Genomic DNA, 26,791 nt, shown 5'->3' with positions numbered 1-26,791 from the left:
CCCGGTTGAACATCGGCAGCAAGTCGGTGGAAGGCAGGCAAACGACCTCGACCTCCACGGCCGGATAGGTTTCCGCAAAGCCCGCGAGGATCTCCGGCAACCAGACCAGGGCGTAGTCGTCGGGCGTACCGAGCCGGACGTGGCCGGCGATGCTCGGCGTCCGGAAGTTTGCCACGATCTCGTCGTGCATGCCGAGCAGCAGGCGTGCGCGTTCCAGCAGCCAGGTGCCGTGCGCTGTCGGCGTCAGGCCTTTGGGCCCGCGGACCAGCAGCGGCTGGCCCAGCGCCTCCTCCAGCCGGCGCATCTGCATGGAGACGGCGGACTGGGTCCGCCCGACCCGCATCGCGGCGCGCGTGACGCTGCCGCCTTCGGCCACCAGCACGAAGGAGCGGAGGAGGTCGGGATCGAGGGCGGGGCTCATGACGGCATCAGTATCCTTGATGCAGAACTTCAAAACAACTCGTTTCCCTTATGCCGCGCGCGCACTGATCATCAGGACCAGGACAGCAGCCAGAGGAGCCCGTCCGATGTCCGGCCATGTGATCCCCCATCCCGCTCTCGCCCGCACCGGAGTTGCCCATGCGGCCCAGGCCGGCCGCGCGCGCGCGGTCACCGGGATGTGGCTGGGAATGCTCAACCGCATGACCCGCGCGATCGAGGAGCGCCGCCTGCTGGCGACCCTGGACGACCGCATGCTGTCCGACATCGGCGTAACCCGGTCGGAAGCCTACCGCGAGTCCGGCCGCGCCCCCTGGGACCTGCGATAGCATCCGCAGGAGAAGCGGTGGGGCAGTCCGCCCCGCCGCTTCCCGCGCCGCTTCGAAGTGAAGCGCGCCGCGGCCTTCAGTCCCGCGGTAATGTCCGCGGCGTGCGGCCGGAGGATACCTAAGCCGCGATTGGCGCGGCGGATCCCGCCGCATCGAGCAGGGCGCGGACCGGCAGGACGAAGACGCGCCGCGCCGCGCCGTCCAGAAGGCCGGCAAAATCGAAGCCGGTCAGCGCCGCCACGGCCGCGGCGCCCCCGCCATCCGGCAAGGCGCTGACCAGGCCGCGCAACCGCCCGTCCGGCCCCAGCACGGGACTTCCGGAAGCACCCATCAGGACGGGGAGCCGCGCCTTGAAGCCGCGGCCGAAGCCAGGCAGGATGGCATCCGGAAGTTCGACGGTGCCGCTGACGCCGGCGGCCCAGACCGGCTCGCCCGCCCGGACCGGGTGAGGATGCGGGTCCGCGGGGCTCAGGCGTCCCTCCGGATCAGCCAGCACCGCGACATCGGCCGAGGCGGCGCGGCCGAGCACCGGGGCGCGCCAGGACTCGCCATCGGCCCGGCGCGACCGAGACGGCCATGCCCCGCCGCGGCCCCGGGATGCCGTTGAAATCGCCATGCAGCGAGGCGGCGGAGAGGTCGAGTCGCGCCGCGAGGGGCGTCCGCCCTCCCTCCGTCGCCGGCAGGCCGGCGCAGGCGGGCGGGGCCAGCAGCCCGAGCAGGGCTCGGCGCGAGGAGATCGGCAGGGACACGGCGGCATTCCTCCCGAGGGCTCCGCGCCTGTCCCCTCACATCCCCGTCAAGTCGGTGCGGGGACGTTTCGAAGAGCGGCACGCCGGAGATTGTCGCGCGAAGATCAGAACATAGTATGAACAAGCGATGCCCCCCGATCGCCCTTCCCCTCGCCCCGAGTCGCCCCCGGACCCTGCCGTCGCGGACCCCGGGATGGACCGCGGTGCCGTCCTTGCGGCGCTGCGGGCGCGGGTGGCGCGGATCGGCGGCGTGGCGGAGCGGCCGGAAGCGCCCTCCATCTCTCTCTGCCCGGAGATGGACCGGGAACTCGGCGGCGGCCTGCCTCGTGCGGCCCTGCACGAAGTGTTGTCGGGGACGGAGGGCCAGGGCTCCGGCGCCGCGGCAGGCTTCGCGGCCCTGCTGCTCGCGCGGTCGGGGGGCACGGTGTTCTGGATCGCGCGGGATCCGGATGCCTGGCCGCCGGGCCTCGCGCGCTTCGGCCTGCCGCCGTCCCGGCTGATCGTCGCGCGTCCGGGCAACGGGACGGATGCGCTCTGGGCCATGGAGGAGGCGCTGCGCTGCCCCGCCGTCTCCGGCGTGCTTCTGGTCTCCGAGCGGCCCGACCCCACGGCGATGCGGCGGCTGCAACTGGCGGCGGAGACGGGCGGCGGGATCGGGCTGCTGCTGCGGGAATCGGAGAGCGAGGAGGGCCCGGCCCTCGCGACGACGCGCTGGCGCGTCACGGGACGCGCGGGCGGGCGGCCGAACGACCTGGGCGACCCGCAATGGAGCCTGGAACTGTTACGGGCCCGCGGCGGCCGGCCCGCGCGCTGGACCGTGACGTGGCGGGTCAGCAGCGAGGCGCTGACCGTGGAGGGGATGGAGGAAGAGGCCGCCGCGCCGCGGCGGGCGCGGCGCGTGTGATCTTCTCTCCGGCGTGGGTCTTCCCGGGATGGCCCGGGCGGGCAACCGGCCCGCGGGAGCCATGCGGGGCCATAAAGGGGAAGTGTATGGCCCCGCCCGCCATCGCTAGACGGGGAACGGCCCGACGAACCTGGCCCGCCCGTCAGGCCACGACCCGCTGGACCATCAGCCCCGAGAGCCAGGAGTCCCGCGCGAGAAGGAAGGCCTCCAGCCGCGCCGGGTAATCCGCCCCGACGGCGCCGGCGACCGAAGGCCGCGCTGCCAGCGCCGCACGCCAGGGCGCGACCTTCTGCAGGCTGTCGGCCAGGAACAGGCCGATCAGCCGCTCGAAGGCATCGAGGTACCGGAAGACCGGGGCCCACGCCGCATCGGCCAGGCCGAAGGTCCTGCCCTCGAACCACGGGCCGGCGACCGCGGCCTCGGCCTGCGCGAAGCGGCCTTCCAGGGTGCGGTGCTTCGCCGCGAATCCAGCCTCATCCCGCGCGGCGTAGAGGCCGGCGATGTCGGACAGGGTGGCGGAGGCGAACTCCACCCAGGCCCTGTGCCGGGCGCGGCGGACGGGGTCGGCGGGGAGGAGACCGCCGCCGGAGACCTCGTCCAGGTATTCGGCGATCGGCGCGCTCTCGAAGAGGACAGCGCCGTCCACGACCAGCAGCGGGACCTTGCCGGTCGGGGAGATCGCGAGGAACCAGTCGGGCTTGGCCGAGAGGTCCACGAACTCCCGCTCCAGCAGGATCCCCTTCTCCGCCGCGACGATCGCCGCGCGCTGGACGTAGGGGCAGAGGGGGTGGCTGACGAGGCGCATCGGCTCAGGCCCGCGCCGCCAGGAGCGCCCGGCCGCCGGGATACGCTGCCAGCGGCCGCGACGGCCGGAGAGCGTAGGCGCCGTCGCCCAGCATGGCCTGTGCGACCGTCAGGACCGCGAGATAGGCCGGGTATTCCCACCCGCCGCCCGTCGCGGTGAAGACCCAGCCATTGGGCCAGTGCACCGTCAGCGCGCCGAGCAGGACGGGCAGCAGCGCCACCGCCGCGACCCGCGCATGGATGCCGAGCACGAGCATCGTGCCGCCCACGGCTTCCACCGCGAAGGTCAGGTAGGCCAGCCAGGGCGGCAGGCCGATGGAGGCGAAATAGGCGGCCGTCCCCGGCAGGCCGAAGGTCAGCGCCTTCAGCAGGATGGAATGGGCCAGGAACATGAGGCCCAGGGCAACCCGCAGCAGCGTGGTGGCGAGGGCGGTGGGGTGATCGGTCATCGTGACGTCCCATCGTTGCAAGTGCATCTATCTTGATGCGTTTGCATCGATCAGTCAAGCTTGATGCAGATGCATCAGATCACGATGTTCCGACCGATGCCGAAGCCCACTGACGCCGCCACCCTCGCCTGGGCCCGCCTGCTGCGGGCGCATGACGCCGCGCTTGCCCGCGTCGAGGCCGCGCTGGAGGCGGGCGGGCATCCTCCGCTGGCTTGGTACGACGTGCTGCTGGAACTGGAGCGCGGCGGGCCGCAGCGCCCACGCGACCTTCAGGCCGCGCTCCTCCTGGCGCAGTACAACCTCTCCCGCCTGCTGGACCGGATGGAGCGCAGGGGGCTGATCGAGCGGGGCGACTGCGAGACCGACGGCCGCGGCCAGACCATCGCGCTGACCGAGGCCGGCACGCGGGCACGCCGCGATGCCTGGCCGACCTACGCCGCCGCCATCCAGGACGCCGTCGGGCGCCACCTGACCGAGGAGGAGGCGAGGACCCTCGCCGATCTCCTCGGCCGGATCGCTGGGCGGGGTTAGGCCGCTTCCGCCTTCATCAGCCGATCCATCGTGATCGGCAGTTCCCGCACGCGAAGGCCGGTCGCGTGAAAGACGGCATTGGCGATGGCTGCCGGCGTCGCGACGATGCCGATCTCGCCCAGCCCCTTCACGCCGATCGGGGAGACGCGCGTCTCCAGCTCATCCACGAAGAGCACGTCGATGTCGTGGATGTCGGCGTTTACCGGCACGTGGTACTCGGCGAGGTTGTGGTTCATGAAGCGGCCGCGCACGTGGTCCAGCAGCGTCTCCTCATGCAACGCCATGCCGATCCCCATGACGACGGCGCCCATGACCTGGGACCGCGCGGTCTGAGGATTCAGGATCTTGCCCGCGGCGACGGCGTTGACCACGCGCGTGACGCGGATCTGGCCGAGTTCCTCGTCCACCCGCACCTCCGCGAAGCAGGCGGAATGGGTGAAGCCGGAATAGCGCAGCGCGCCGACGGGGTCGGGGTGCACTGTTTCCTCGGCCTCGATCCGGTCGGTGCCGCTGTGCTGCAACACCTCCTCCAGCCGCAGGCCTCGCGACGGGTCATTGAGCAGGGCGATGCGGCCGTGACAGAAGACGACCTGCTCGATCGAGGCGTTGCCGAGCGGCGAATCATCAAGCTTGCGCGCGAGCTTCAGCACCCGCTCCTGCACCGTCCGGCAGGCCTTCGCGACAGCCGAGCCGACCGAGGCCGCGGCCCAGGACCCGCCCTCGACCGGCGATTTCGGCAGCGACGAATCACCCAGCAGCGCCGTGACCCGATTCATCGGCAGGCCCAGCGCATCGGCCGCGACCTGGGTCATGATGGTGTAGGTGCCCGTGCCGATGTCGGCGGAAGCGGTGGCGACTTCGAGCCCGCCATCGGCGGTCAGCACGGCACGGGCGGAGGTCGTGGCCATCTGCGCTTCCCAGGCACCGGTCGCGACGCCCCAGCCGGTGAGCTCGCGGCCCTCCTTCATCGACCGCGGCGCGGCGCTGCGACGGGACCAGCCGAAGCGCTCGGCACCCATCTGGTAGGCGGCGCGGAGCTCCTTGCTCGTGAAGGGGCGGTTCTTGTTCCCGTCCTCCTCCGCGTAGTTGCGCATACGAAAGGCGAGCGGGTCCATGCCGGCCTTGTAGGCCAATTCATCCACCGCGGATTCGAAGGCGAAGGTGCCGGTCGGCGCACCGGGCGCGCGCATATCGGCGGGGGTGCAAAGGTCCGTCTTCGCTAGCTTGTGAGTCAGCGCCACGTTGTCGCAGCGGTGCAGCAAGCCGGACCAGTTGACGATGGATTCCTGGTAGTCCTCGTAGTTCGACGTATTGGAAATTACGTCGTGCCGCACGGCGGTGAGCGTGCCCGACGCATCCGCACCGAGCCGCACCTCCTGCAGCGTATCGGGGCGGTAGCCCAGGCTGAAGGTCTGGTCCCGCGTGAGCATCACGCGCACCGGGCGTTGCAGCTTCAGCGCGGCCATGACCGCGAGCGTCAGTTGGTGATGCGGCCGCAGGCCGGAGCCGAAGGCACCGCCGACATAGGGCGACAGGACCCGCACCTTGTCCTTCGAAAGCCCGAAGACGCCGCTGACGTAGCTTTGCGTGTTCTGCACCCCCTGGATCTTGTCGTAGATCGTCAGTCCCCCGTCCGGGCTGGGAATGGCGATGCTGGCGTGCATCTCGATGGGGTTGTGGTGCTCAATACCGATCCGGTAGTGCCCACCGGCCTTGTGCGGCGCGGCGTCGTAGGCCGCATCGGCGTCACCACGCGGCGAGGGCGGCGGCTCGATGCCCGAACGCTTCTTCGGCGGAACGTAGGCCTTCTTCGCAGCCAGCGTCACGTCGGTCTCGTGCGGGTCCACGTCGTACTCGACCTGGACCAGCGTCGCGGCGTGGCGCGCCGTTTCGAAATCCTCGGCGATCACCAGGGCGACGGGCTGGCCGCTGAAGTGAATCTCCTTATTCCACAGCGGGCGAAAGGGCGTGCCGGGCGGGGCGACATCATCCTGCCAGGGGCCGTTGCGCCAAGCCGTCTTGGGGCGGTTCTCATGCGTCAGGATTTCCACCACGCCGGGCACGGCACGCGCGGCTGCCAAGTCCATCCTGCGAACGGAGCCGCGCGCGACGGCGGAGGACACGACGTAGCCATGCAGCAGCCCGGGCACCTGCGCCTCGGCCGCATAGCGCGCGGCGCCCGTAACCTTGACGCGCCCGTCCACGCGGCGCTGCGGCGTGCCGACCAGTCCGGCCGAGGGGGAATAGGTGACGTCGTGGGGGAGGCTGACGGACATTCTGGCCCTCACGCGATGCGCTTGTCGGTCTGGGACTGCGGCGTGCCCGCGGCGGCCTGCGCGAGCGCGCGGTGGATCGCACGGCGGGCAAGGTCGATCTTGAAGGCGTTGTGCTGGAAGCCCCGCGCGCCCTCGAGCAGGTACTCCGCCACTTCATCGAAACGGCGGGGATCGGGGCGGATGCCCTCGATCATCCGCTCCGCCGCCTCCACGCGCCAAGGCTTGTGCGCGACACCGCCGAGCGCGATGCGGGCTCGGCGGATCGTACCGTCCTCGATCTCCATCGCCGCCGCGACGGAGACGAGCGCGAAGGCGTAGGACAGCCGGTCGCGCAACTTCAGGTAGGTGTGGTGCAGCCCGAAGCGGTGCGCCGGCAGCTCGACCGCCAGTACGATTTCGTCGCGCGCCAGGTTGGTATCACGCTCCGGCTCATGGCCGGGCAGACGGTGAAACTCCGCCATCGGAATCCGCCGCTCGCCACCTGGTCCCGCGACGTGCACCACGGCCTCCAGCGCCGCGAGGGCCACGCACATGTCCGAGGGATGAGTCGCGATGCACCGCTCGGAATGGCCGAGGATGGCGTGGACGCGGTTGACGCCGGAAATGGCGGGACAGCCCGTCCCTGGCTCGCGCTTGTTGCAGGGCATCTGCGCGTCGTAGAAGTAGTAGCAGCGTGTCCGTTGCAGCAGGTTGCCGCCTATCGTCGCGGCGTTGCGCAACTGCGCCGTCGCGCCCGCCAGCAACGCTGAGGACAGCAGCGGCCAGCCCTCCCGCACCGTGGGATGGTAAGCGGCGTCGGTGTTCGTCACCAGCGCGCCGATGCGGACCGTGCCGTCCGGGCGAGCCTCGACCTGCTTCAGCCCGGGAAGGCGCGACACGTCGACCAGACGCGCCGGGCGTTCCACGTGGTACTTCATCAGGTCCACGAGGTTCGTGCCGCCGGCGATCACCTTGGCCGCAGGATTGGTGGCGACCTCGCGCACCGCTTCCGCCACGCTGGACGGGCGCGCGTAGGAGAAGGGGTTCACCGTGCACCCTCCCCTTGCCCAAGCACGTCCTGGATCGCCGCGACGATATTCGGGTACGCGCCGCAGCGGCAGATGTTGCCGCTCATCTGCTCCCGGATTTCCTCGGCCGTCTGCGCCCGGCCCTCTTTCAGAAGTCCGACGCCGGAGCAGATCTGGCCCGGCGTGCAGTAGCCGCACTGGAAGGCGTCATGCGCGATGAAGGCCTCCTGCAACGGATGCAGCGCGCCGCCGGGCTGCACCAGCCCCTCGATCGTCGTGACGGAGCAGTCGTCCTTTGTGACCACCAGGGCCAAGCAGGAGTTGATTCGAACCCCGTCCACCAGAACCGTGCAGGCGCCGCATTGCCCGTGGTCGCAGCCCTTCTTCGTCCCCGTCAGGTCGAGGCGGTCGCGCAGCAGGTCCAGCAGCGAGGTCCAGGGCTCGACCATTAGCCGCAGTGCCTCGCCGTTCACGGTCAGGTTGACGCAGATCGCGTGCTCCGACGTGCGTGCGGGGCGCGCGACCTCTGTGATGACGTTGTGGTCGGGCATCGGGGAAGTCCTGCGAAGGGGCGCTCCCCCGCCGAACGCCACCCGGCGCAAGGCGTTGCCGGCAGCCCCCTCCGTTCCGCGCCCGCAATCGCAGCGAAGCGAATCCGCCGACGTTCCACCCCGACGCCTGGAGACCGCGCATGAAGGCCATCACCTGGCACGGCAAGAACGACATGCGCTGCGAGTCCGTGCCGGAACCGCGGATCGAGCAACCCACCGACTGCATCATCAAGGTCACGTCCTGCGCGATCTGCGGCTCCGACCTGCACATCATGGATGGGGTGATCCCGGACATGCGCCGCGGCGACGTCGTGGGCCATGAATGCATGGGTGAGGTCGTGGAGATAGGCCGCGACGTCCGCAACCTGACGGTTGGCGACCGCGTCGTCGTGCCTTTCACCATTTCCTGCGGCGAATGCTTCTTCTGCCGGCGCGGCTGGTTCTCGGGCTGTGAGCGGTCCAACCCGCAGGAGAGCCGGGAGAAGGTCTCACGCATATGGGGCAATTCGCCCGCCGCGCTGTTCGGCTATTCCCACCTCCTCGGCGGCGTGCCCGGCGGGCAGGCGGAATACGTGCGCGTGCCCTATGCCGATGTCGGCCCAGCGAAGGTCCCGCCGCACCTGACGGACGACCAAGTCCTGTTTCTCTCCGACATCTTCCCGACTGGCTACATGGGTGCGGAGTTCTGCGACATCCGGGGCGGCGAGACGATCGCCGTCTGGGGCTGCGGCCCCGTCGGGCAGTTCGCCATCCGCTCCGCGTTCCTCCTCGGTGCGGAACGGGTCATCGCCGTGGACACGGTGCCGGAGCGCCTGGCCCTCGCCCGCGCGGCCGGGGCCGAGACGCTCGATTTCATGCAGGTCGACGTGTACGAGCGTATCATGAATCTGACCGCAGGCCGCGGCGCCGATGCCTGCATCGACGCGGTGGGTACCGAAGCCTCCGGGACCGCCTCCGTCGACAGCGTCATCGACCGCATCAAGGTGGCGACCTTCATGGGCACGGACCGGCCGCACGTGCTGCGGCAGGCGATCCATTGCTGCCGCAACTTCGGCATCGTTTCGATCATCGGCATCTATGGCGGGCTGCTGGACAAGATCCCGTTCGGCTCGGCCGTCAACCGTGGCATCACGATGAAGATGGCCCAGACCCCCGTGCAGCACTACCTGCGGAAGCTGCTGGGCTGGATTGAGGAGGGCAAGATCGACCCTTCCTTCGTCATCACGCACCGTGCCCGGCTGGAAGACGGACCCGACCTCTACGGCACGTTCAGGGACAAGAAGGACGGCTGCATCAAGGTCGTCCTAAAACCCGGATCGTAGCGAACACTCCACGGAATGGCCCGGAAGGGTGATCCGGCGACCGTCGCAAGGGATGCGTGGCAGGCTACGGAGCGCGGCGGCGGAGATATCGTCTTCGGTCCAAACAACAGGGCCGCGATGCCGAGCGTCACGCCCTCCGCGGCGCTCGCGCATCAGTACGCGAAGCAGGTGCCTTCCGGCTCAGCGGAGCAGTAGCGGCAGGCGCGAGGTCCCGCGGGCCGTGCCCGCGGGACCCTCGGCGCGCTTCGGATCAGCGGAACCCGAGAAAGCCGAGGATCGCGAGGACGATCACGACCAGACCGACGATGTAGATGATGCTGTTCATGGCCGCAGCTCCTGGTTGAACGGCCGCCTGCGCGGCGGGCATGGAAGATACGCAGCTGACACCGAATCGTTGCGGCAAAGACCTCAGGAACGTTCCGGTAAACCCGGATGTGACGGATCAGCCGCGGGACACACCGGCCGGCGCGTCCCACGGCTGCCCTGCCTGTCGTCAATAGAAGGCGAAGTCGGTCGCGCTGATCTGCGGCACGCCGTTGAGGAGCACGGCGATGACCGGGGCGCCCGAGCCGCTGCCGTCGGCATCATAGAAGAGGTAGCCGGAGGCGTTGTTGTAGAGGAAGGTCGGCGTATTGAAGGCCGCCGCCGGGACGTCGCTGCTGACGAAGAAGTTGCCGCCCGGATTGATCTCGCTGACCCCGAAGGCCGCCGCGCTGAACTGCAGTTTGTCCTGCCCCGGGGTGAAGTCGTAGATGAAGTCGGCGTCGTTCTGCGCGCCGTTGAAGAAGTCTGCTCCGCTCTCGAAGCGGAAGTAGTCGGCCCCGGCACCGCCGAGCATCTCGTCGTGCCCAATGCCGCCGATGAGGACGTCGTCGCCGGCCCCACCGTTCATGAACTCGAAGGTGCCCGCGCCGGCCGAGAGGACGTTGTTGTTGGCATTGCCGATGACCGCGTTGTTCGCGCCGTTGCCCGTGCCGAAGATCGCGGCCGAGCCCTCAAGCAGGAACAGGGTCTCGATGTTATCGACGAGGGCGTAGTCGTTGTAGGTGTAGACCTCGTCGTAGCCCTCGCCCGGCTGCTCGATGACGGTGTCCTGCGGCCCGGTGATGACGTAGACGTCGTCGCCGGCGAGGCCGATCAGGATGTTGACGTTGGCGTTGCCGACAAGGGAGTTCCCGCCGGCATTGCCGATGCCGTTGCGGGCGACCGAGCCCTCCTGCAGGACGAGTGCCTCGACGTTCGCCGCCAACGTGAAGTCCACGGTCGAGTAGACGATGTCGTAGCCGTTACCCACGCCGTTCGTTTCGACCAGCGCATCGTTGCTATTGTCCACGACGTACTGGTCGTCACCCGCGCCGCCCACGAGGGTGTCAGCGCCCGTGCCGCCGTCCAGGATGTCGATCCCGTCGCCCCCATCGATCAGGTCCGACCCATCGCCGCTCCGCAGCACGTCGTTGCCGGTGAAGCCGGTCAGGGTGTCGTTCCCGCCATTGCCCGTGATCGTGTCGTTACCCGCATTTCCGAGCAGGCTGTTGCCGATCTCGTCGCCGATCAGCGTGTCACTGAAGTTCGATCCCGCGACATTCTCGATGCCGATGAGCGTATCGCCCTGCGCGTCACCGCCGCCAACGTCGGTCGAGACATTGAGATTCACATAGATGGGCGCTGGCGAGTCGAAGTACGCCGCGACGTCGGTTCCGATCCCGCCGTTCACGAGGTCACCGTCGGCGCCGCCCGTCAGGGCGTCGTTACCGGCGCCACCGTCGAGCGCGTCGACGCCGGCCCCGCCCTGAAGGTCATCCTCGCCGCCGAGGCCGGCCAGGGTGTCATTGCCGGCGTTGCCAAACAGCGTGTTGCCGTTGTTGTCTCCGGTCAGGCTGTCATTGAAGCTCGACCCGACGATGTTCTCGAAGCCACTGATCGAGTCACCCGCCTCTTCTGAGCTGCCGGCCTGCAGGCTGGTCAGAAGACTGACGACCACACCTGCGGCCGCGGCCGAATAGGCCACGCTGTCGCGATCGTTCGCGCCGTCTCCGCCCCGCATCGTGTCGGCGCCCGGGCCGCCGATGATGAAGTCGCTCCCGCCACCGCCATCGAGGGAGTCATTGCCCGCGTCTCCGAAGATGTTGTCGGCCGCACTCGTGGCAGGACCGCCGACGACGCCCAGCGTGGCCTGCGTCGGGGTGATGACGTCATTTCCGGACGTACCGATGATGTTCGCCATGTTACGAGCTCCTCCATCTTCTCAGCGGCCTGGCACCGGCGCCCCGACATCGGGGCGGCATTCGCCGGCGGCGCCACGCACGAAACCGGGCCTTGAACGGCCCAGAAGGTCAGGGGATGCGCTGACGGTTTCGCGACCTCGAAGCAAAATTTTCGGCGTTCCATTCGGTCTGGGGGATGGCAGGTCGCGCATCACCCCGCGCGGAAGGTCGTCGCGCCCGCAGTTCGCCGGCCGGCCGGGCCCGGGAGGCGGGGCTCCGGCGGGCGGTTGATCCAAAAGGACCGGTCGTTCGCCGCCTCGATCCGCAAGGGCGCGCGCGCCCGCCTGTCCGCTTCCATCCGCCGCACTGCCGCCGCGAAGGCCGGCGTCAACTGGCTGATCTCGGCCATCGCCCCGGGCGCGTCCGCAGGCGCCGCGGGCAGGCTTCCGTATCGGGAAGCATCCGGCCAGATCGCGACCACGCGCCGCGCGTAGTCGTAGCCGCGCTCCGTCCCGTGGGAATGGTAACTCGCCGCCGCGTGGTGCCAGTTTCCCGTCGTTGCGTAGAGCGCGCGAAGGAACCGGCTGGCATAGGCGGCATTCGTCGCCGGGTCGAAAGCCGCATCCACGGACGCGAAGGCCTGCGGGTGATGCATCAGGTTGACCTGGGCGCAGCCCACGTCGATCGACTGGACGCCCGCCATGCGCAGGGCGGCCACCGCGGCGACCGCTTCCTGCTTCGTGCCGTAGTAGTAGCCGCGGCCGCCCGCGTTGATCGTCCAGGGCCAGGGAACGACCCGGCCGGTCAGCGGGTCGGGACGCCCGCTCTCGACGAACGCGATGCTGCGCAGGAGATAGGGCGGAAGGCTGGCCGCGCGCTCCGCCGCTGCGATGGCCGGCAGGCAAAGTGTTCCGGCCGACGGTTCCGGCGGGATCGGGGCGGTCGACGAGGAACCCGTGGCCGCCGCGTCGGAAAAGCTCCCGAGGAGGACGAGCGTGATGGCGATCGGGATGGAGCACCCATCGGTACGTGGCGTACCGATGTCTGCCGGAGTCCTCGCGTTGCTCAAGGTATCGTCCTCACTGACGATCGCTGCGCTAGCGTCAGCGATCTGTCCAAGGCCACTCAAGATCAGGTCATCCACGGCATGCCCGCCCAGGCTGGCCGCTGGTTCACGAAGGATTGAGTCTGCGTCGGCGTGATCGGGCGCAGGCAAGGAGTTGAGCCCTGCGCGGACAAGCGGCTTTCACCGCACGGCAGCCGGAGAGATCGAAACCATGAGCGGAGCGACGGTGTCGGTCGCCGTATTTGCGCATGACGAAGAGGCCTCGATCCGGTCTTGCCTCGAAGCCCTGGCGCAGATCGCCGGCGAGGCGACTTTGTCGGTGCACGTCCTCATCAACGGCTGCAGCGACGGGACAGAGGCCGTGGTCCGCGCCTATGAGACCAAGGCCTACGCGCTCAACCCGGTTGTCCTCCCGCGCGGCGACAAGGCGGAGACCTGGAACCACTACGTCCACGTCCTCGCTCCGGCCGACGCGACGCTACACGTGTTCACGGACGGCGATGTCACGGTGGCGCCGGGGTCGGTGACGGGCATGCTCGCGCACCTGCGCGACGAGCCCGCGGCGCTTGGCTGCGCCACCCTGCCGCTGACGGGCCGGAGCCGGCAGGCCTTCCGCGAGAAGCTGCTCTCCAGGCGGGAGATGGCGGGAAACCTCTACGGCCTGCGTGGCAGCGTGGTCGCGGCCTTGCGCTCCCGCGGCATCCGGTTGCCGGCCGGCTTCATCGGGGAAGACGGGCTCGTGACGACGCTTCTTCGCTACGACCTCGACACCCGGGGTCACCGCGACGACCGGCGGATCGTCGCAACCGAGGAGGGTGGGTTCCGCTACCCCGCCCTTTCACCCTGGTCGCCGCGGGACATGCGGATCTATCTTCGTCGGCGGATCCGCTACGCCCTGCGCCGTCGCCAGGACGCCATGCTCTACCCTCTCCTCTTCGAGCGCGGGGTCGAGGCGATGCCGCGCGAGATCGAAGACCTCTATCGCACCCGCGGCGAGGATCCCGGCCCTGCCGTGTCGGGGCTGGAGAGGCTGTTCGACAGGCTGGCGGCGCGGCGCATCGGTCGCGCCGTCGCGGTCCGTCAGGCCCGGCCTTCCCAGAGCGCCGCGTAGGTCGCGAACATCGCTTCCTCGTCGTAGTCCCGCTCCGCCTTCGCCCGGTTCGCGGCGCCGAGCCGGGCGCGGGACGTGGCATCCGTCAGGAGCGGCCGCAGCGCGTCGGCCAAGGCGCCGTCGTCGAGGTCCGCCAAATGCGGCGCGTTCTCCGTCGCGACCATCCCGGCGACGTCGCCCACGCGCGTCGCCACGACCGGTAGCGCGGTCGCCATCGCCTCGAGCACGGAGAACGGCATCTGCTCCGTGTCGGAGGACAGGGCGAAGACGTCCATCGCGCGATAGGCGGCCGCGGGGTCGGGGATGGGCCCAGCGAAAAGGTTGACGTCCGCGAGCCCCTCGGCGCGCGCGAGGGCCTCGAGCGCCGCGCGTTCCTCCCCGCCACCGACGACAAGCAGGCGCACCGCCATGCCCTCCCGGTGCAGCCGGGCGACGGCGCGGATCAGTCGCCCCAGGTTCTTCTCCCGCCGCAGGGCCGCGACGGTCCCGACGACGGGGCCTTCGCCCGGGACGTCCAGGGCGGCCGGCGGCCCATCCGGGCGGAAACGGGACAGGGCGACGCCGTTGGGAACGAAGCGCAGCCCGCGCTCCGGTAGAAGCCAGGCCTCACGCGCCGAGCGGAGCAGCACGCCCGAGGGCAGGACCACCGTCGAGCGGCGCAGAGACAGGCGGCGCGCCAGCATCCGGCGGGGCTTCTGGCCGCTCGCCTCGTCCGGACCGAACCCGTCCTCCGTATGGACATGACGGACTCGCGGCGGGGCCAGGTTGGCGATCGCCCACTCGATGGCGCCCCAGTTGCTCGTCACGAGGACGTCGGGGCCGACCCGGCGCAATGCCGCGCGGATCGAGAGCAGACGTTGCGGGAAGTTCCTGGCCTTCGTGTCCGGCGCCGCCAACACGGTGTGCGGCACGGCAAGCCGCGCGGCGCATTCCGTCCGCCCATCGAGGGACACGATCGCGTGACGGAACCGGTCACCCCAGCGGTTCGCGACGGCGGCGAACCGCACCTGAGCGCCGCCGACCGCGAAGGTGGGGAAGACGTGAAGGACGAGCGGCGCGCCGCGGGATGGACGCGCGGCGCCGGATGTCGTCACGGTCGGAAAGGTCAACGCCCAGGGGTCCCCGCATGATCCGCCGCGCGCTCGTCGCGTTCCTCGTCACCGGAATCGGACCGGCACTGATCGGACCGGCCCTGGCGGATGGGCGCATCCTGCGCGTAGGCCCCGGTGAGGTCCACTCCACGCCGGGCGAGGCGGCGGCGGCCGCGCGGCCCGGCGACCGCGTGCTCATTGAACCGGGCGTTTACCGCGAATGCGCAGTCTGGCGCGCGCCGGACGTGACGGTGGAGGCGGCCGGGGGTCCCGTCGTGATCACCGGGCCAGTCTGTGGCGGCAAGGGCCTGTTCGTCGCGGCCGCGCCGAACCTGACGGTGATCGGGCTGACCTTCGAGGGCGCCCGGGCCGAGGCGGGCAACGGCGCGGGAATCCGCGCCGAAGGTGGCGACCTGACGGTCCGCGGCAGCACGTTCCGCGACAACGAGAACGGGATCCTCACTGCCGCGAACCTGCCGTCGGCGCGCCTCCTGATCGAGGACAGCACCTTCCTGCGCAACGGTGCGCTGCGCGAGGGACGTGAGTGCGCGCACGGGATCTACGCGGGGAACCTCGCGCTCGTTGCCGTGCGCGGCAGCCGCTTCGCGGGCACCCAGGCCTGCCACCACGTGAAGTCGCGCGCCCAGCGGACGGAGGTGGAGCGCTCCGTGATCGAGGACGGGCCTGACGGCACCTCCTCCTACCTCGTCGACGTGCCGAACGGGGGCGACCTGCTGCTCCTGCGTAACCGCCTCCGGAAGGGGCCGCAGACCGGCAACCCGACGGCGGCCATCGTGATCGGCGCGGAGGGGGTGCGGCGGCCGACGGCGTCGCTGCGCATCGAGGCAAACGACTTCCAGAGCCTGCTCGCGGGGCCGACGACCTTCGTCGTGAACCGGACCGGGACGCCGGCGACGCTCGTCGGCAACAGGATCCTGGGCAGCGTTGCGCCGCTCGTCGGACCGGGTTCCGTGCGCTGACTCCCGCCATCCATTTCACCTTCGGGTGATTACGCGCCCGGCCCGACACCGTGATGCAACCGCAACCGTCACCCTGGCCTTTCACGCCCAAGCCTGCGCTGCCAAGCACGCGTCGCCTGGTCACCGGTCGTGCCAACAAACCTTGGTGACGACACGTCCCGGACGGATGCGAGGAGGGGGGCAGGCGTGTATGGCCGATGCGCGGCAGCCGCCTCAAAGGGCGGGGCGCGCCTACCGGAGAGGGGATGATGCTGATTTTGGAACGAGGTGACACTCTGCCGCCGCGCCGCGCTTCGACCCGCCGCTGGCGTGCAGCCGTCGCGGTCCTTGTCCCCCTGCTGGCGGTCGCGTGCTCCTCGAACTACGCGCCACCTCAGTTGGCCGCCCTCGAGACGCCTGCGACCTACATCATCGGTCCGGGGGACACGCTCAGCATCTTCGTCTACCGCGCGCCCGAGTTGTCGGTGGAGTTGCCCGTGCGACCGGACGGCCGCATATCCATGCCGCTGGTCCCGGACATCGACGCCGCCGGGAAGACGCCGACGCAGTTGTCCGAGGACATCTCGCGCCGCCTGCGCGAGTACATCCGCGAACCCAACGTCTCCGTCATCGTGAAGTCCTTCGTGGGACCGTCCACGAGCCTCGTCCGCGTGATCGGCGAGGCGGCACAGCCGGTCTCGATTCCCTACCGCGAAGGCATGACGCTGCTCGACGTCATGATCGCCTCCCGCGGCCTGACCCGCTACGCCGCCGGCGACCGCGCCCGCCTCGTCCGCCGGGGCCCCGGCGGGTCCGAAGTCATCCCGGTCCGCCTCTCCGCGCTGCTGAAGGACGGGGACATCGCGCAGGACGTCCGGATGCGTCCCGGCGACACGATCGTCATCCCGCAAAGCTGGTTCTGAGGTCCCGCCACGGTGTCCATCCTGCCTGATATCAGGCGCTACGCCGCGGTGGCCTGGCGTCACCGCTGGAAGGCGCTGCTCGTCGCCTGGATCGTCTGCCTCCTCGGCTGGGGGGCGGTGCACATGATCCCCAATTCCTACCGCTCGACCGCACGGATCTACGCGGATGCCGACGTCATCCTCGGGCAGGCGCTGCGCGGCATCGCCGTGGACGGCGCCACGGCGTCGCAGGTCGAGGTGCTACAGCGCACGCTGTTGAGCCGGCCGAACCTGGAGCGCGTCGTCGCGCGCACGGACCTCGACCTTCGCGTCTACGACGAGACTTCGCGGGACGGGCTGATCCAGTCGCTCGCCCGGCAGATCAGGATCACGCCGCAGACCCGGAACCTGTTCCAGATCGAGTACTCCGACCCTGATCCACGGGTCGCGCAGGCGGTCGTGCAGACCCTGCTGAACCTCTTCATCGAGCGGGCGACCGGCAACGACCGCCAGCAGATGGAGAACGCGCGGAACTTCATCGGCCAGCAGATCGCGGCCTACGAGGTGCAGCTGCGCGAGGCGGAGCAGCGCCGGGCCGACTTCCGTACTCGCTATATCGATCTGCTGCCGAACGAGAACGGCGGGGCGTCGCGGCTCGAGGCTGCGCGACAGCGGCTCGCGCAACAGCGCGGCGAGCTGCAGGACGCGCGGACGCGCCGAGCCTTGCTCGCGGAGCAGACGGAGCAGACGCCTGCGACGCTCGCGAACGACGCGGGCGCTTCGGGTGCCCCCACCGGGCGGGTCGCGGACCTGGAACGCCAGTTGCGCGAGGCGCAGGGCCGGTTCACCGAGCGCCATCCCGAGGTCCAGGCCCTGCGGCAGGCGCTGGCCGCGGCCCGTACGGGCGGCGATGGCGGTGGGCGCGCGCGCCCGGCCAGCGTGCCGAACCCGCTACGGGAGCAGCTTCGCCTCCGTGTCCTCGACGTGGATGGGGAAATCGCCTCGCTCGAGCGGCAGGTGCGCGACGAAGGCGCCCAGGTGGAGAGGCTCGAGAACCTCGCGCGCAGCGCGCCGCAGCTCCAGGCGCAGCTGCAGAACCTCGACCGCGACTACAACGTGATCCGGCGCCAGTACGAGGAACTGCTGGGCCGTCGTGAATCGCTCCAGGTCGCAGGCGCGGCGCGCGTCGGCGCCGACCAGGTCCGCCTTGAAGTTGTCGAGCCGCCGACGGTGCCGAGCTCGCCGACCAGCCCGAACCGCCTTCTCTTCGATGCTGGCGTCCTCGTCCTCGGTCTCGGCGCGGGGGCCGCGATTGCGGCGCTCGGTGCACTCCTCGACCGCGGGTTCCACTCGACGCGGGACCTCCGCAACCTCGGCCTGCCGGTGCTCGGGGCCATCACGAACCTGCGGCCGCGGCGGCGGACGGGGCCCGCGCTGGCCTTCGGCGTCGCGACGTTGCTGCTCGTCGCAGCCTTCGGCGCGGTCGTCGCGGGCGGGCCGGTGCTGACCCAGAAGATCCCCGAACTCGTCGGAAGGATGCGCGCGTGACTGCGAACCCGAAGGCCCGCTCCCACCTCGTCGAGCGCGCGGCCGAGGCGATGAGCCGGTCGGCCGGCCTCGTCCTCGACGACACCGTCCTGCCGCCGCCGTCCGCCCTGCCGGCGGCTACGGCGACCACCACCGTGATCGATCACACCCCGGCCCCCGCACCGGCGACGGCGCTGGACGGGGTGGCCGCGGTTCCCCCGGCCATCGCGCGGGAGGCGGCCCGCGATCCCATCACGGACGAGACCCTCGTCCGCGCCGGCCTCGTCGCCACCGGCCGGAACCGGGGTGTCGGAGGAGGTGACCCTCATCGCCAACCAGGTCCTCGCCTCGGCGCGGGGGCCGGCGGAGCGACCGGGGCACGATCCCCGCCTGATCCTCGTCACCAGTGCCCGCCCGGGCGAGGGGAAGAGCTTCACGGCCCTGAACCTCGCCGCCGGTCTTGCCCTCGGTGCGGGCCGGTCGGTCCTCCTCGTGGATGCCGACGGGAAGCGCGGCTGCCTCAGCGACCTGCTCGGCCTTTCGACCATGCCAGGCCTCCGGGACCTCGCGACCGACCCCTCCCGTCGCGCACAGCCCCTTGCGCTGCCGACGGCGCATGCGCGCCTCTCCTTCCTCGCCTACGGCACGCTGGCCGAGGGCCGGACCGTTCCCAGCCAGTCCCTCGCCGTCGCGGTGAGGGGCCTGGGCACGGCGTTTCCGCAACACCTGATCATCATCGATTCGCCACCCTGTCTTTCGGCCAGCGAGGCCTCCATACTGGCCAACGTCGTCGGGCAGGTCCTGATGGTGGTGCAGGCGGAGCAGACCCAGCGCGGTGAGGTCGAGGCTGCCCTGGACCTCGTCCAGGTCTGCCCGAACCTGCAACTCGTGCTGAACGGAACCACCATGTCTCCCAAGGACACGTTCGGCGCTTACGACTACGGAAGCTGATGGCCCGACGCCCCGATCCCCGCCCGCACGGTCCTGCCAGGGGGACGTGCCGGCGGGCCGTGCCGCTGGCACTCGCGATCCTCGCCACCCCGGGACCGGTGCTTGCCCAGGGGGTGGATGACACGGGCGGCGCACCCGTCCCGACCGCGACGGGTTCCGGCCTGCCGCAGGGGATCGTCCCCGGCGGGACCGTCGGCTCGCGCGACCCCTTCGGCCAGGCCCCGGTCCGGACGAGCACCTTCTTCGACCTGCCCTTCGACGCGCCGGTAGCACCCGCGGCCGATACCCAGCCGCGCCGCGCCTATGAGTTCTTCCCGAGCATCGGCGGCCAGATCTACGCGACCGACAACGTCTTCCCCGGCAGCCGCAACAGCCGCGCCGACATCGTGACGAGCATCCAGCCGGAGATCCGGGCCACCGCCGACACGCTCCGGTTGCAGGGCTCCCTCTCCTACGCGCCGAGCCTGCGCTTCTACGCCTCCGGCCAGGACGAGACGCGCGTGGATCATCGCCTGAACACCAATGCCATCGTGAGCGTGATCCCCGGCTCGCTGTTCCTGGACCTGCGCGGCAATGCCCGCGTTGTGCCCGTCAATGGCGGCTTCGCCGAGACGGACTCGACCAACATCCGCCGGAACGACCGCTCGCAGACGGTGTCTTTCGCCGCCTCGCCCTACTACCTCCAGCGCTTCGGGTCGGTCGCCAACGCAATCGTCGGCTATACCTACCAGTATTCGCGCCAGGGCGGCGCTTCGGGGACGCTCGACCCGGACAATGCCACCGTCACGAACTCCACGGCCTTCTTCCGCCCGCAGGACTTCTCATCCCACACCGGCTTCGCCGCGGTCCGCACGGGCGAGGCCTTCGGCCGCGTCGCGCTGGAGGCCCGCGTCTCCGGCACGGAATACGAAGGCACCGGCGTGCTCGACGGCGCCCACCGCGCGATCGGCGTGGTGGAGGGGCGCTACGCCTTCTCCCGCGGCATCATCGGCATCGCCGAGGTCGGCTACGAGGATCAGGAATACGGCGGGACCAACCCGCTCTCGATCTCCGAGCCGGTCTGGGGTGCGGGGGTGCGGCTGGAACCCAATGCGGACTCCTCCATCACCGTCCGGGTACGCCGACGCGACGGCTTCACCGCGCCCCAGGCGGAGTTTCGCTGGGCCTTCGGCGCGAACCTACTGCTGACAGGGACTTACGCGGACCGCCTCGGCACCGTCGGGCAACGCGACGCCGACCTGCTGGCGACCACCGCCGTGGATGCCGACGGCCAGCCCTACGACGTGCGGACCGGCGGTCCCTCCCGCGCCTTCGCCAGCGAATCCCTCCTCGCGCTCCAGAGCGGCCTGTTCCGCAACAGGATCGGGAACGCCACCCTCGCCTATTTCCTGCCGCGCGATACCCTCTCGCTCAGCTTCGGCTACCAGGAACGGATCCCCGTCTCCGCCGTCACGGGCACGACGATCTTCCGGCAGGAGAGCACGTCGATCGCGTTGGGATGGAGCCGCAGCCTTTCGGAGGCGACGAGCCTGCTCTCCTCGATCAGCTACGGACGGATCAATACGGGGGCGCCGCGCTCGCTCACGGGCACCGGATCCCTCAACTCCCTCATCACGTCGCAGAGCAGCAACGCCTACACGTTCCGCGTGACCCTGGCGCACCGCTTCAACCAGAATCTGGCTGGCTCGGTGCAGTACCTCATCACCAACCGGCAGACCGAGTTCTCCGACGTGTTCTCCCGGCGCGGCACGAGCGATTCCGTGCAGAACGCGGTGATCGTGAGCGTCCGCCAAGCGCTCTGACGCTCCGCTCTGACGATCCATTGATCGACCGGAGGGCGAAAAGCGCGGGGCAGGTTATCGGGCAGGCGACGCAGAGCGATTAAATTGGACGCCGAACGTTTCGCGTTCCGCTGCGTTATGGCGGAGCAGACGAGGGCCCTGCACCGATGTACGTGGATTTCTACGGCTTCCGGGAACATCCGTTCCTGATGACTCCCGATGCCCGGCTTTTCTACCCGAGCAGCGGGCACGCGCACGCCTACGCGCACCTGACCTACGGCCTCGCCCAACGCGAGGGCTTCATCGTCATCACCGGCGAGGTCGGGGCGGGCAAGACGACCCTGATCGAGAAGCTCTGCGCGCAGCTCGATCCGGCGACCTACGCCGTCGCGCGGATCGCGACGACGCAGGTGGGCGGCGACGACCTGCTGCGCCTCGTCGCCCACGCCTTCGGCGTGCCGTCGGAGGGCACGAAGGCGGCGCTGCTGCAAGGCATCGGGGCCACGCTGCGCTCCTCCGACGTCGGTGGGCGCCGCCACCTGCTGATCGTGGACGAGGCGCAGGCCCTGCCGCTGCCGGCGATGGAGGAGCTGCGCATGCTCTCCAACATCACCGATGGCGGACGGGCGCTGCTGCAGACGATCCTCATGGGTCAGCCGCAGCTCCGGCGCATCATTGCCTCCCCGGACCTCGATCAGCTGCGGCAGCGCGTCCTCGCCTCCTACCACCTCGGCGGCCTCAGCGCCGAGGAGACGCATGCCTACATCGAGCACCGCATGCGCACCGTGGGTTGGGAGGGCCGCCCGACCTGGGAGGACGGGACCTTCGACGTCATCCACCGTCATTCCGGCGGCATCCCGCGCCGCATCAACCGCCTCTGCTCCCGCGTGCTGCTGAGCGGAGCGCTGGAACAGTCGGACGTCCTGACCCTTCCGATGGTCCAGGCGACCGCGCAGGAGCTGGAGGAGGACCTGTCCAGCGGGGCGGATTCCGCGCCCCCCGCGCCACGCGGCGAAGGCTGGGACGGGCGCTACGGGTCGGGCGGGGGTTCCTCTCCCTACGTGGAGCAGGTGGTACGCGACCTCGCCGCCCGCCTCGACGCGTTGGAGCGCGAGACAGCGCGGCGGGAGCGGGTCTTCAACCGGCTGATGGACCTCTTCTCGGAACGCGCGGGACGCCTCTGATGGAGGCGCGGTCAGCGGCGGCACGACACGCGATGAGCGTGGACGTGGAGGACTGGTTCCAGGTGCAAGCGTTCGCACGGACCATCCGGCGCGACGACTGGGAAGGGCTGGAGCGCCGCGTGGAGGCGAACACCGACCGCATCCTCGAGCGCTTCGCCGCGCGGGGCGTGCGCGCCACCTTCTTCACCCTGGGCTGGGTCGCGGACCGGCATCCCGCGCTAGTGCGGCGCATCGTCGCCGGCGGGCACGAACTGGCGTCGCACGGCTACGGACACCAGCTCGTGCACGAGATCGGCGAGGCCGCCTTCCGCGCGGATATCCGGCGCGCAAAGCGGTCTCTGGAAGACGCGGGCGGGGTGGAGGTGCGCGGCTACCGCGCGCCGACCTTTTCCATCAACCCGCGCACGCCCTGGGCCTATGCCGCGTTGGCGGAGGAAGGCCACGCCTATTCCTCCTCGGTCTTTCCCGTGAAGCACGACCTCTACGGGGCGCCGGATGCTCCACGGACGCCGCACCGTCCGCGTCCCGACGGGGTGGTGGAAATCCCGATGACGACCGCGCGCGTGCCCGGCGTGTCGCGCAACCTGCCCTGCGCCGGTGGCGGCTGGTTCCGCTTGCTGCCCTACGCCGTGTTCCGCGCGGGTCTGCGCCGCGCGTCCTCCGAAGGCCTGCGTGGCGTCTTCTACTTCCACCCGTGGGAGGTGGATCCGGGCCAGCCGCGCGTCGCGGAGGCCGGGCGGTTGTCCCGCTTCCGCCACTACACCGGCCTCGCCTCCATGGAGACGAGGCTGGAGCGGCTGCTGCACCACTTCGCCTGGGGACGCATGGATGAGGTCTTCGCCGCCGATATCGGGGCTGCGCGATGAGCGTTCGGATCCACGCCCTCGACGACTCGCGCGCAGTCGCCTGGGATGGCTTCGTGCGCGCCACGCATGACGCGACCTTCTTCCACCTCGCCCCCTGGGCGCGGGTCATCCGCGAAGCCTTTGGCCACCCGACCTATTACGCGATGGCGGAACAGGACGGCGCCGTCGTCGGCGTCCTGCCGCTCGCGCGCATGCGGACCGTGCTCTTCGGCGACAGCCTCTCCTCGACGCCCTACTGCGTCTATGGCGGGCCTGTCGCGGCGACGCCGGAGGCCGCCTCGGCCCTGGAATCCCATGCGCTCGACCTGCAGAAGAAGCTCGGCTCCCCCGTGCTGGAATACCGCCGCCGCGATGCGGTGGATGAGGGGTGGACGGGTCGCCCGCCGCTCTACTTCACTTTCCGCAAGCCCATCCGCATCACCGGCGACGACGCCAAAGACCAGGCCGCGAACATCCCGCGCAAGCAGCGGGCGGAGGTGCGCAAGGGCATCAAGGCCGGGCTGACCTCGGTCTCCGACTCCGATACGGACCGCCTGCACCGCGTCTATGCCGAAAGCGTGCGCAACCTCGGGTCCCCCGTCTTCCCGCGCCGCTACTTCCGCCTGCTCGCCAAGGCCTTCCCGGGCGAGCACGACGTCACGACCGTCCTGCACGAGGACAAGCCCGTCGCCGCCGTCCTGAACTTCCATTTCCGCGAAGAGGTACTGCCCTATTATGGCGGCGGCACGAAGGACGCGCGCGCCCTCTCAGCCAATGACTTCATGTACTGGGAGGTCATGCGCCGCGCCGGGGCCGAGCGCGGCGCGACGCTGTTCGACTTCGGCCGCAGCAAGGCCGACACCGGCGCGTTCTCCTACAAGAAGAACTGGGGGTTCGAACCGCAGGAGCTGCGCTACTGCTACCGCCTCGCACCCGGCGCACGGATCCCGGAGAACAATCCGAACAACCCGAAGTACCGGTATTTCATCCAGGCCTGGAAGCGACTGCCTCTGCCCGTCGCCAATATCCTGGGCCCGCCGTTGGTGCGGGGCCTCGGATGAACCGGCGGCTGCTCTTCCTCGCCCACCGCATCCCGTATCCGCCGGAGAAGGGCGAGAAGATCCGGTCCTGGCATATGCTCTCGCACCTCGCGCGGGACTGGGAGGTCGAGCTCGGCTGCCTCGTGGACGATCCGGCGGACCTGGACCACCTTCCCTTCCTCCGCACGGTCTGCGCGCGGGTGGAGGCGCCCTTCGTCGGGTCGAAGCGGTCCTCCGCCCTCCGTGCCCTGCTGCGCGCGCGTCCCGGTGCGCCCCTCTCCCTCGGCTGGTTCCACGATACGGGCCTCGCGACCTGGGTGGATGAGGGTCTGGCCGCGCGTCGCTACGGCGCCGCGCTGGCCTATTCCTCCGCCGTCGCGCCCTACGTCATGGGTGATGCCGCCCGCTCCATCCGGCGGCGCGTGCTCGACCTCGTTGACGTGGATTCCGAGAAATGGCGCGCTTATGCCGCCGATGCCCGCCTGCCCATGCGCTACGTCTGGGCGCGGGAAGCCACGACCCTGCTCGCCTTCGAACGCCGTGCCGCCATGGAGTTCGACCGCGCCATATTCGTCTCGGAGGAGGAAGCGCGCTGCTTCGCGCGCCTCGCGCCGGAATGCGCCGATCGCCTGGACCACGTGGACAACGGCGTGGACCTGTCGCGCTTCGCCGCCGCTTCGCGCGGGGAAAGCCCCTTCGGCAATGCCCCCGCCATCGTCTTCACCGGCACGATGGACTACCGCCCGAACGTGGAGGCCGTGACTTGGTTCGCGGACGCCGTCCTGCCGCGCCTGCGGGACCGCGATCCCGCGCCGGATTTCTGGATCGTCGGCCAGAACCCTTCCGCCGCCGTGCGCGCGCTGGCCGATCGGCCGGGCGTCCACGTCACGGGTCCGGTTCCCGACGTGCGCCCCTACATCGGTCATGCCGCGGTCGCGGTCGCGCCGCTGCTGATCGCACGGGGTATCCAGAACAAGGTGCTGGAAGCCATGGCCATGGCACGCCCCGTCGTCGCGACGCCCCAGGCCTACGAGGGCGTCCGCGCGAGCGCCGGCCGCGACCTGCTGGTCGCAGACGGTGCGGAGGAAACGGCCGCGCGCGTGGCCGAGGTCCTGGACGGCCGCCATCCCGGCCTCGGCGACCGCGCCCGCGCCGCCGTCATGTCCGGCCATGACTGGGGCGCGACGCTGCGCCGCCTCGACGCGATCCTGGAGGGGACGGGATGAGCACGACCCACGCGCCCCCTGCCCTCGCCGACAACACCGAGGCGCGCGAGGGCTGGCGCATCGCGCTGCCAATCCTCCTGCTCGGCATGGCCGCGCTCGGCTGGCTGTTCCGCACGGAAGTCGCAGCGGCCGTCCGCACCTGGGAAGCCTCCACCGCCTACAACCACTGCTGGCTCGTCCTGCCGGTCGCCGCCTGGCTCGCATGGCAGCGGCGCGACCGCTTCGCCGTGCTGCGGCCGCAACCGCAACCCCTCGTCGCCCTGCTCGGCCTCGCCCCCGCACTCGCCTGGTTCGCGGCGGAACGCATGGGGATCATGGAGGGTCAGCAATTCGCGGCCCTCGGCCTGCTCTACGTCCTGCTGCTTGCCGTCCTGGGCTGGCGCGTCTGCCGCGCCATGGCGGTACCGCTCGCCTACCTCGTCTTCCTCGTCCCCTTCGGCGCCTTCACCGTGCCTCTCCTGCAATCCATCACGGCCCGTCTCGTGGATTTCGGACTGAACTTCACGGGCATCTCCCACTACGTGGACGAGCTCATCATCGAAGTTCCCGCAGGCGTCTTCTACGTCGCCGAGGCCTGCGCGGGTTTGCGCTTCGTCATCGCGGCGCTCGCCTTCGGCGCGCTCTACGCGGCCGTCATGTTCCGCTCGCCCTGGCGCCGCGCGGCGGTGATGGTCATCGCCGTCGTCGTGCCGATCCTCGCGAACGGCATCCGTGCGCTCGGCCTCGTCGTCATCGGCCAGTACCAGGGCTCCGCGGCTGCGATCGAGGCTGACCACGTCACCTATGGCTGGGTGTTCTTCTCCATCGTGCTGCTGCTGATGATCCTGGCCGGTCTTCCCTTCCGCCAGGACGGCGCGCCGCCCCGCGTCACGCGACCCACCCCGCCCGGGCCGTCGCCGCGGCCGGTAGCCGTCGCGACCGCCGCGGCCCTTGCCATCTCGCTCGCCGCGGTGGGACCGGCGGCGGCCCGCGCCCTCGACCGCGCTGGGGCGGCCCCGCCGCAGCGCTCGCCCTTGGCGCTCCCGGACATCCCGGGATGCGCATCGCGTCCGGACGGCACGCTCGACTGCGGCGGGGTCACCGTCTCCGCCGCTATCCTTGCCTTCCACCCGTCCACGAACTGGCGCGCCGTGGTCGCGGCCCGGCGTGAGGCCGCGGGCGGGGAGGAGGACGAGGACGTCACCTTCTCCGTGTCGATGCTGGGTGGCGCGTGGCGCGGCCGCGTGGCGCATGCCCGCCGCGGTACGCCCGCTTCGGCCTGGGGCGTCGCCACCTGGCTCGATGGTCACCCGGCCGGGGACGGCCTCCGCACGCGGGCAAGGCAGGCGCTGCGACCCTTCCAGGACTCGCCAGGGCGGCCGGTGCTCGCGGTGATCGAGGTGCGCCCAAGGGATCAGGCGGACGCCACGCGGGACGGAAGCGTGCTCCGCAACGTGCTGGAACGGCACGGGCCGGCTCTCGCGGCCGCCGCCGCCGCGGCGTCAGGGGGACGCGGCGGGTCCTGACCGGCCGCGACCACGCGCGCGGCCGACGCGCACGCTGGG

26 protein-coding genes (1 of these 26 cut by a window edge) are annotated in these 26,791 nt (G+C 70.5%); 15 read left to right on the top strand and 11 right to left on the bottom strand.

The window, feature by feature from the left end:
* Positions 1-421: the 5' portion of a LysR substrate-binding domain-containing protein gene (locus tag ACE7GA_RS14785; RefSeq protein ID WP_376087711.1), read on the bottom strand. Its footprint begins 464 nt before the window's first position; only the first 421 of its 885 coding nucleotides appear in the window; it begins with the start codon at positions 419-421; its stop codon lies beyond the left edge, outside the window.
* Positions 422-527: 106 nt separating this feature from the next.
* Here ACE7GA_RS14785 and ACE7GA_RS14780 point away from each other — a divergent pair, with 106 nt between their 5' ends.
* Positions 528-767: a DUF1127 domain-containing protein gene (locus ACE7GA_RS14780; protein WP_376087708.1), complete on the top strand. Its 240-nt coding sequence runs from the start codon at positions 528-530 to the stop codon at positions 765-767.
* A 118-nt stretch (positions 768-885) separates the two neighbouring features.
* Here ACE7GA_RS14780 and ACE7GA_RS14775 read toward each other — a convergent pair whose 3' ends face one another.
* Together ACE7GA_RS14775 and ACE7GA_RS14770 are read right to left on the bottom strand one after the other, a co-directional pair.
* Complete coding sequence (locus tag ACE7GA_RS14775; RefSeq protein ID WP_376087705.1) at positions 886-1,263, bottom strand: hypothetical protein; 378 nt, start codon at positions 1,261-1,263, stop codon at positions 886-888.
* On the bottom strand, positions 1,253-1,516 hold the full coding sequence (locus tag ACE7GA_RS14770; RefSeq protein WP_376087702.1) for a hypothetical protein: 264 nt from the start codon (positions 1,514-1,516) through the stop codon (positions 1,253-1,255). Before ACE7GA_RS14770 ends, ACE7GA_RS14775 begins: the two co-directional genes overlap by 11 nt.
* 193 nt (positions 1,517-1,709) lie before the next feature.
* Between ACE7GA_RS14770 and ACE7GA_RS14765 the strand changes: the two genes are divergently transcribed.
* Positions 1,710-2,420: an ImuA family protein gene (locus tag ACE7GA_RS14765; protein ID WP_376087699.1), complete on the top strand. Its 711-nt coding sequence runs from the start codon at positions 1,710-1,712 to the stop codon at positions 2,418-2,420.
* A gap of 142 nt (positions 2,421-2,562) precedes the next feature.
* On the opposite strand, the gene ACE7GA_RS14760 is transcribed toward ACE7GA_RS14765, so the two are convergent.
* Both ACE7GA_RS14760 and ACE7GA_RS14755 read right to left on the bottom strand, forming a co-directional pair.
* Positions 2,563-3,225, bottom strand: a complete 663-nt coding sequence (locus ACE7GA_RS14760; protein ID WP_376087696.1) for a glutathione S-transferase family protein — start codon at positions 3,223-3,225, stop codon at positions 2,563-2,565.
* A gap of 4 nt (positions 3,226-3,229) precedes the next feature.
* Entirely contained in the window at positions 3,230-3,673 is a 444-nt protein-coding gene (locus ACE7GA_RS14755; RefSeq protein ID WP_376087693.1) for a DoxX family protein, read from the bottom strand.
* Between the two features lie 96 nt (positions 3,674-3,769).
* On the opposite strand from ACE7GA_RS14755, the gene ACE7GA_RS14750 reads away from it, so the two are divergent.
* Positions 3,770-4,204 (top strand): MarR family winged helix-turn-helix transcriptional regulator, encoded by a 435-nt coding sequence (locus ACE7GA_RS14750; RefSeq protein ID WP_376087690.1) that lies wholly within the window; start codon positions 3,770-3,772, stop codon positions 4,202-4,204.
* Here ACE7GA_RS14750 and ACE7GA_RS14745 read toward each other — a convergent pair.
* From ACE7GA_RS14745 to ACE7GA_RS14735, 3 genes are read right to left on the bottom strand one after another with little or no spacing between them, the layout of a single operon-like run.
* Positions 4,201-6,480, bottom strand: coding sequence for a xanthine dehydrogenase family protein molybdopterin-binding subunit (locus ACE7GA_RS14745; RefSeq protein WP_376087687.1), 2,280 nt, complete (start codon positions 6,478-6,480; stop codon positions 4,201-4,203). The two genes, ACE7GA_RS14750 and ACE7GA_RS14745, sit on opposite strands and share 4 nt — an antisense overlap.
* A gap of 8 nt (positions 6,481-6,488) precedes the next feature.
* Complete coding sequence (locus ACE7GA_RS14740; RefSeq protein ID WP_376087684.1) at positions 6,489-7,508, bottom strand: FAD binding domain-containing protein; 1,020 nt, start codon at positions 7,506-7,508, stop codon at positions 6,489-6,491.
* Positions 7,505-8,038 (bottom strand): (2Fe-2S)-binding protein, encoded by a 534-nt coding sequence (locus ACE7GA_RS14735; protein ID WP_376087681.1) that lies wholly within the window; start codon positions 8,036-8,038, stop codon positions 7,505-7,507. The genes ACE7GA_RS14740 and ACE7GA_RS14735 overlap by 4 nt, the downstream gene beginning before the upstream one ends.
* Before the next feature lie 140 nt (positions 8,039-8,178).
* Between ACE7GA_RS14735 and ACE7GA_RS14730 the strand changes: the two genes are divergently transcribed.
* Entirely contained in the window at positions 8,179-9,360 is a 1,182-nt protein-coding gene (locus ACE7GA_RS14730) for a zinc-dependent alcohol dehydrogenase (protein ID WP_376087678.1), read from the top strand.
* A 493-nt stretch (positions 9,361-9,853) separates the two neighbouring features.
* On the opposite strand, the gene ACE7GA_RS14725 is transcribed toward ACE7GA_RS14730, so the two are convergent.
* Together ACE7GA_RS14725 and ACE7GA_RS14720 are read right to left on the bottom strand one after the other, a co-directional pair.
* The gene (locus ACE7GA_RS14725) at positions 9,854-11,584 is read right to left on the bottom strand and encodes a calcium-binding protein (protein WP_376087675.1); all 1,731 of its coding nucleotides are present in this window, start codon (positions 11,582-11,584) and stop codon (positions 9,854-9,856) included.
* A 191-nt stretch (positions 11,585-11,775) separates the two neighbouring features.
* Positions 11,776-12,633, bottom strand: a complete 858-nt coding sequence (locus ACE7GA_RS14720; protein WP_376087672.1) for a lytic transglycosylase domain-containing protein — start codon at positions 12,631-12,633, stop codon at positions 11,776-11,778.
* Between the two features lie 208 nt (positions 12,634-12,841).
* Between ACE7GA_RS14720 and ACE7GA_RS14715 the strand changes: the two genes are divergently transcribed.
* On the top strand, positions 12,842-13,741 hold the full coding sequence (locus ACE7GA_RS14715) for a glycosyltransferase (RefSeq protein WP_376087669.1): 900 nt from the start codon (positions 12,842-12,844) through the stop codon (positions 13,739-13,741).
* Here the strand turns inward: ACE7GA_RS14715 and ACE7GA_RS14710 are convergent.
* On the bottom strand, positions 13,711-14,850 hold the full coding sequence (locus ACE7GA_RS14710) for a glycosyltransferase family 4 protein (RefSeq protein WP_376087667.1): 1,140 nt from the start codon (positions 14,848-14,850) through the stop codon (positions 13,711-13,713). The genes ACE7GA_RS14715 and ACE7GA_RS14710 overlap by 31 nt on opposite strands.
* 17 nt (positions 14,851-14,867) lie before the next feature.
* Between ACE7GA_RS14710 and ACE7GA_RS14705 the strand changes: the two genes are divergently transcribed.
* From ACE7GA_RS14705 to xrtA, 10 genes are all read left to right on the top strand, one after another.
* Entirely contained in the window at positions 14,868-15,812 is a 945-nt protein-coding gene (locus ACE7GA_RS14705; protein WP_376087665.1) for a hypothetical protein, read from the top strand.
* A 248-nt stretch (positions 15,813-16,060) separates the two neighbouring features.
* Positions 16,061-16,714 carry an XrtA/PEP-CTERM system exopolysaccharide export protein gene (locus ACE7GA_RS14700; protein ID WP_376087663.1) on the top strand — a complete coding sequence of 218 codons (654 nt, stop codon included), beginning with the start codon at positions 16,061-16,063 and terminating at the stop codon, positions 16,712-16,714.
* Between the two features lie 12 nt (positions 16,715-16,726).
* Positions 16,727-18,241, top strand: a complete 1,515-nt coding sequence (locus tag ACE7GA_RS14695; RefSeq protein ID WP_376087661.1) for an XrtA system polysaccharide chain length determinant — start codon at positions 16,727-16,729, stop codon at positions 18,239-18,241.
* A gap of 297 nt (positions 18,242-18,538) precedes the next feature.
* Positions 18,539-19,171 (top strand): hypothetical protein, encoded by a 633-nt coding sequence (locus tag ACE7GA_RS14690; RefSeq protein WP_376087659.1) that lies wholly within the window; start codon positions 18,539-18,541, stop codon positions 19,169-19,171.
* A gap of 59 nt (positions 19,172-19,230) precedes the next feature.
* Positions 19,231-20,973, top strand: coding sequence for a TIGR03016 family PEP-CTERM system-associated outer membrane protein (locus ACE7GA_RS14685; RefSeq protein WP_376087657.1), 1,743 nt, complete (start codon positions 19,231-19,233; stop codon positions 20,971-20,973).
* 146 nt (positions 20,974-21,119) lie between these two features.
* On the top strand, positions 21,120-22,136 hold the full coding sequence (locus tag ACE7GA_RS14680) for an AAA family ATPase (protein ID WP_376087655.1): 1,017 nt from the start codon (positions 21,120-21,122) through the stop codon (positions 22,134-22,136).
* Positions 22,137-22,168: 32 nt separating this feature from the next.
* Positions 22,169-23,002, top strand: coding sequence for an XrtA system polysaccharide deacetylase (locus tag ACE7GA_RS14675; protein ID WP_376087653.1), 834 nt, complete (start codon positions 22,169-22,171; stop codon positions 23,000-23,002).
* Positions 22,999-24,042 (top strand): FemAB family XrtA/PEP-CTERM system-associated protein, encoded by a 1,044-nt coding sequence (locus ACE7GA_RS14670; protein ID WP_376087651.1) that lies wholly within the window; start codon positions 22,999-23,001, stop codon positions 24,040-24,042. The genes ACE7GA_RS14675 and ACE7GA_RS14670 overlap by 4 nt, the downstream gene beginning before the upstream one ends.
* Positions 24,039-25,247 carry a TIGR03087 family PEP-CTERM/XrtA system glycosyltransferase gene (locus tag ACE7GA_RS14665; protein ID WP_376087649.1) on the top strand — a complete coding sequence of 403 codons (1,209 nt, stop codon included), beginning with the start codon at positions 24,039-24,041 and terminating at the stop codon, positions 25,245-25,247. Before ACE7GA_RS14670 ends, ACE7GA_RS14665 begins: the two co-directional genes overlap by 4 nt.
* On the top strand, positions 25,244-26,752 hold the full coding sequence (xrtA, locus tag ACE7GA_RS14660; protein WP_376087647.1) for an exosortase A: 1,509 nt from the start codon (positions 25,244-25,246) through the stop codon (positions 26,750-26,752). Before ACE7GA_RS14665 ends, xrtA begins: the two co-directional genes overlap by 4 nt.
* Positions 26,753-26,791: the final 39 nt, after the last annotated feature.

This window comes from Roseomonas sp. CCTCC AB2023176 (assembly GCF_042259275.1).
Classification (GTDB): domain Bacteria; phylum Pseudomonadota; class Alphaproteobacteria; order Acetobacterales; family Acetobacteraceae; genus Roseomonas.
Note: the sequence above shows the minus strand (reverse complement) of the source record. Positions and strands in the feature narration are given on the sequence as shown.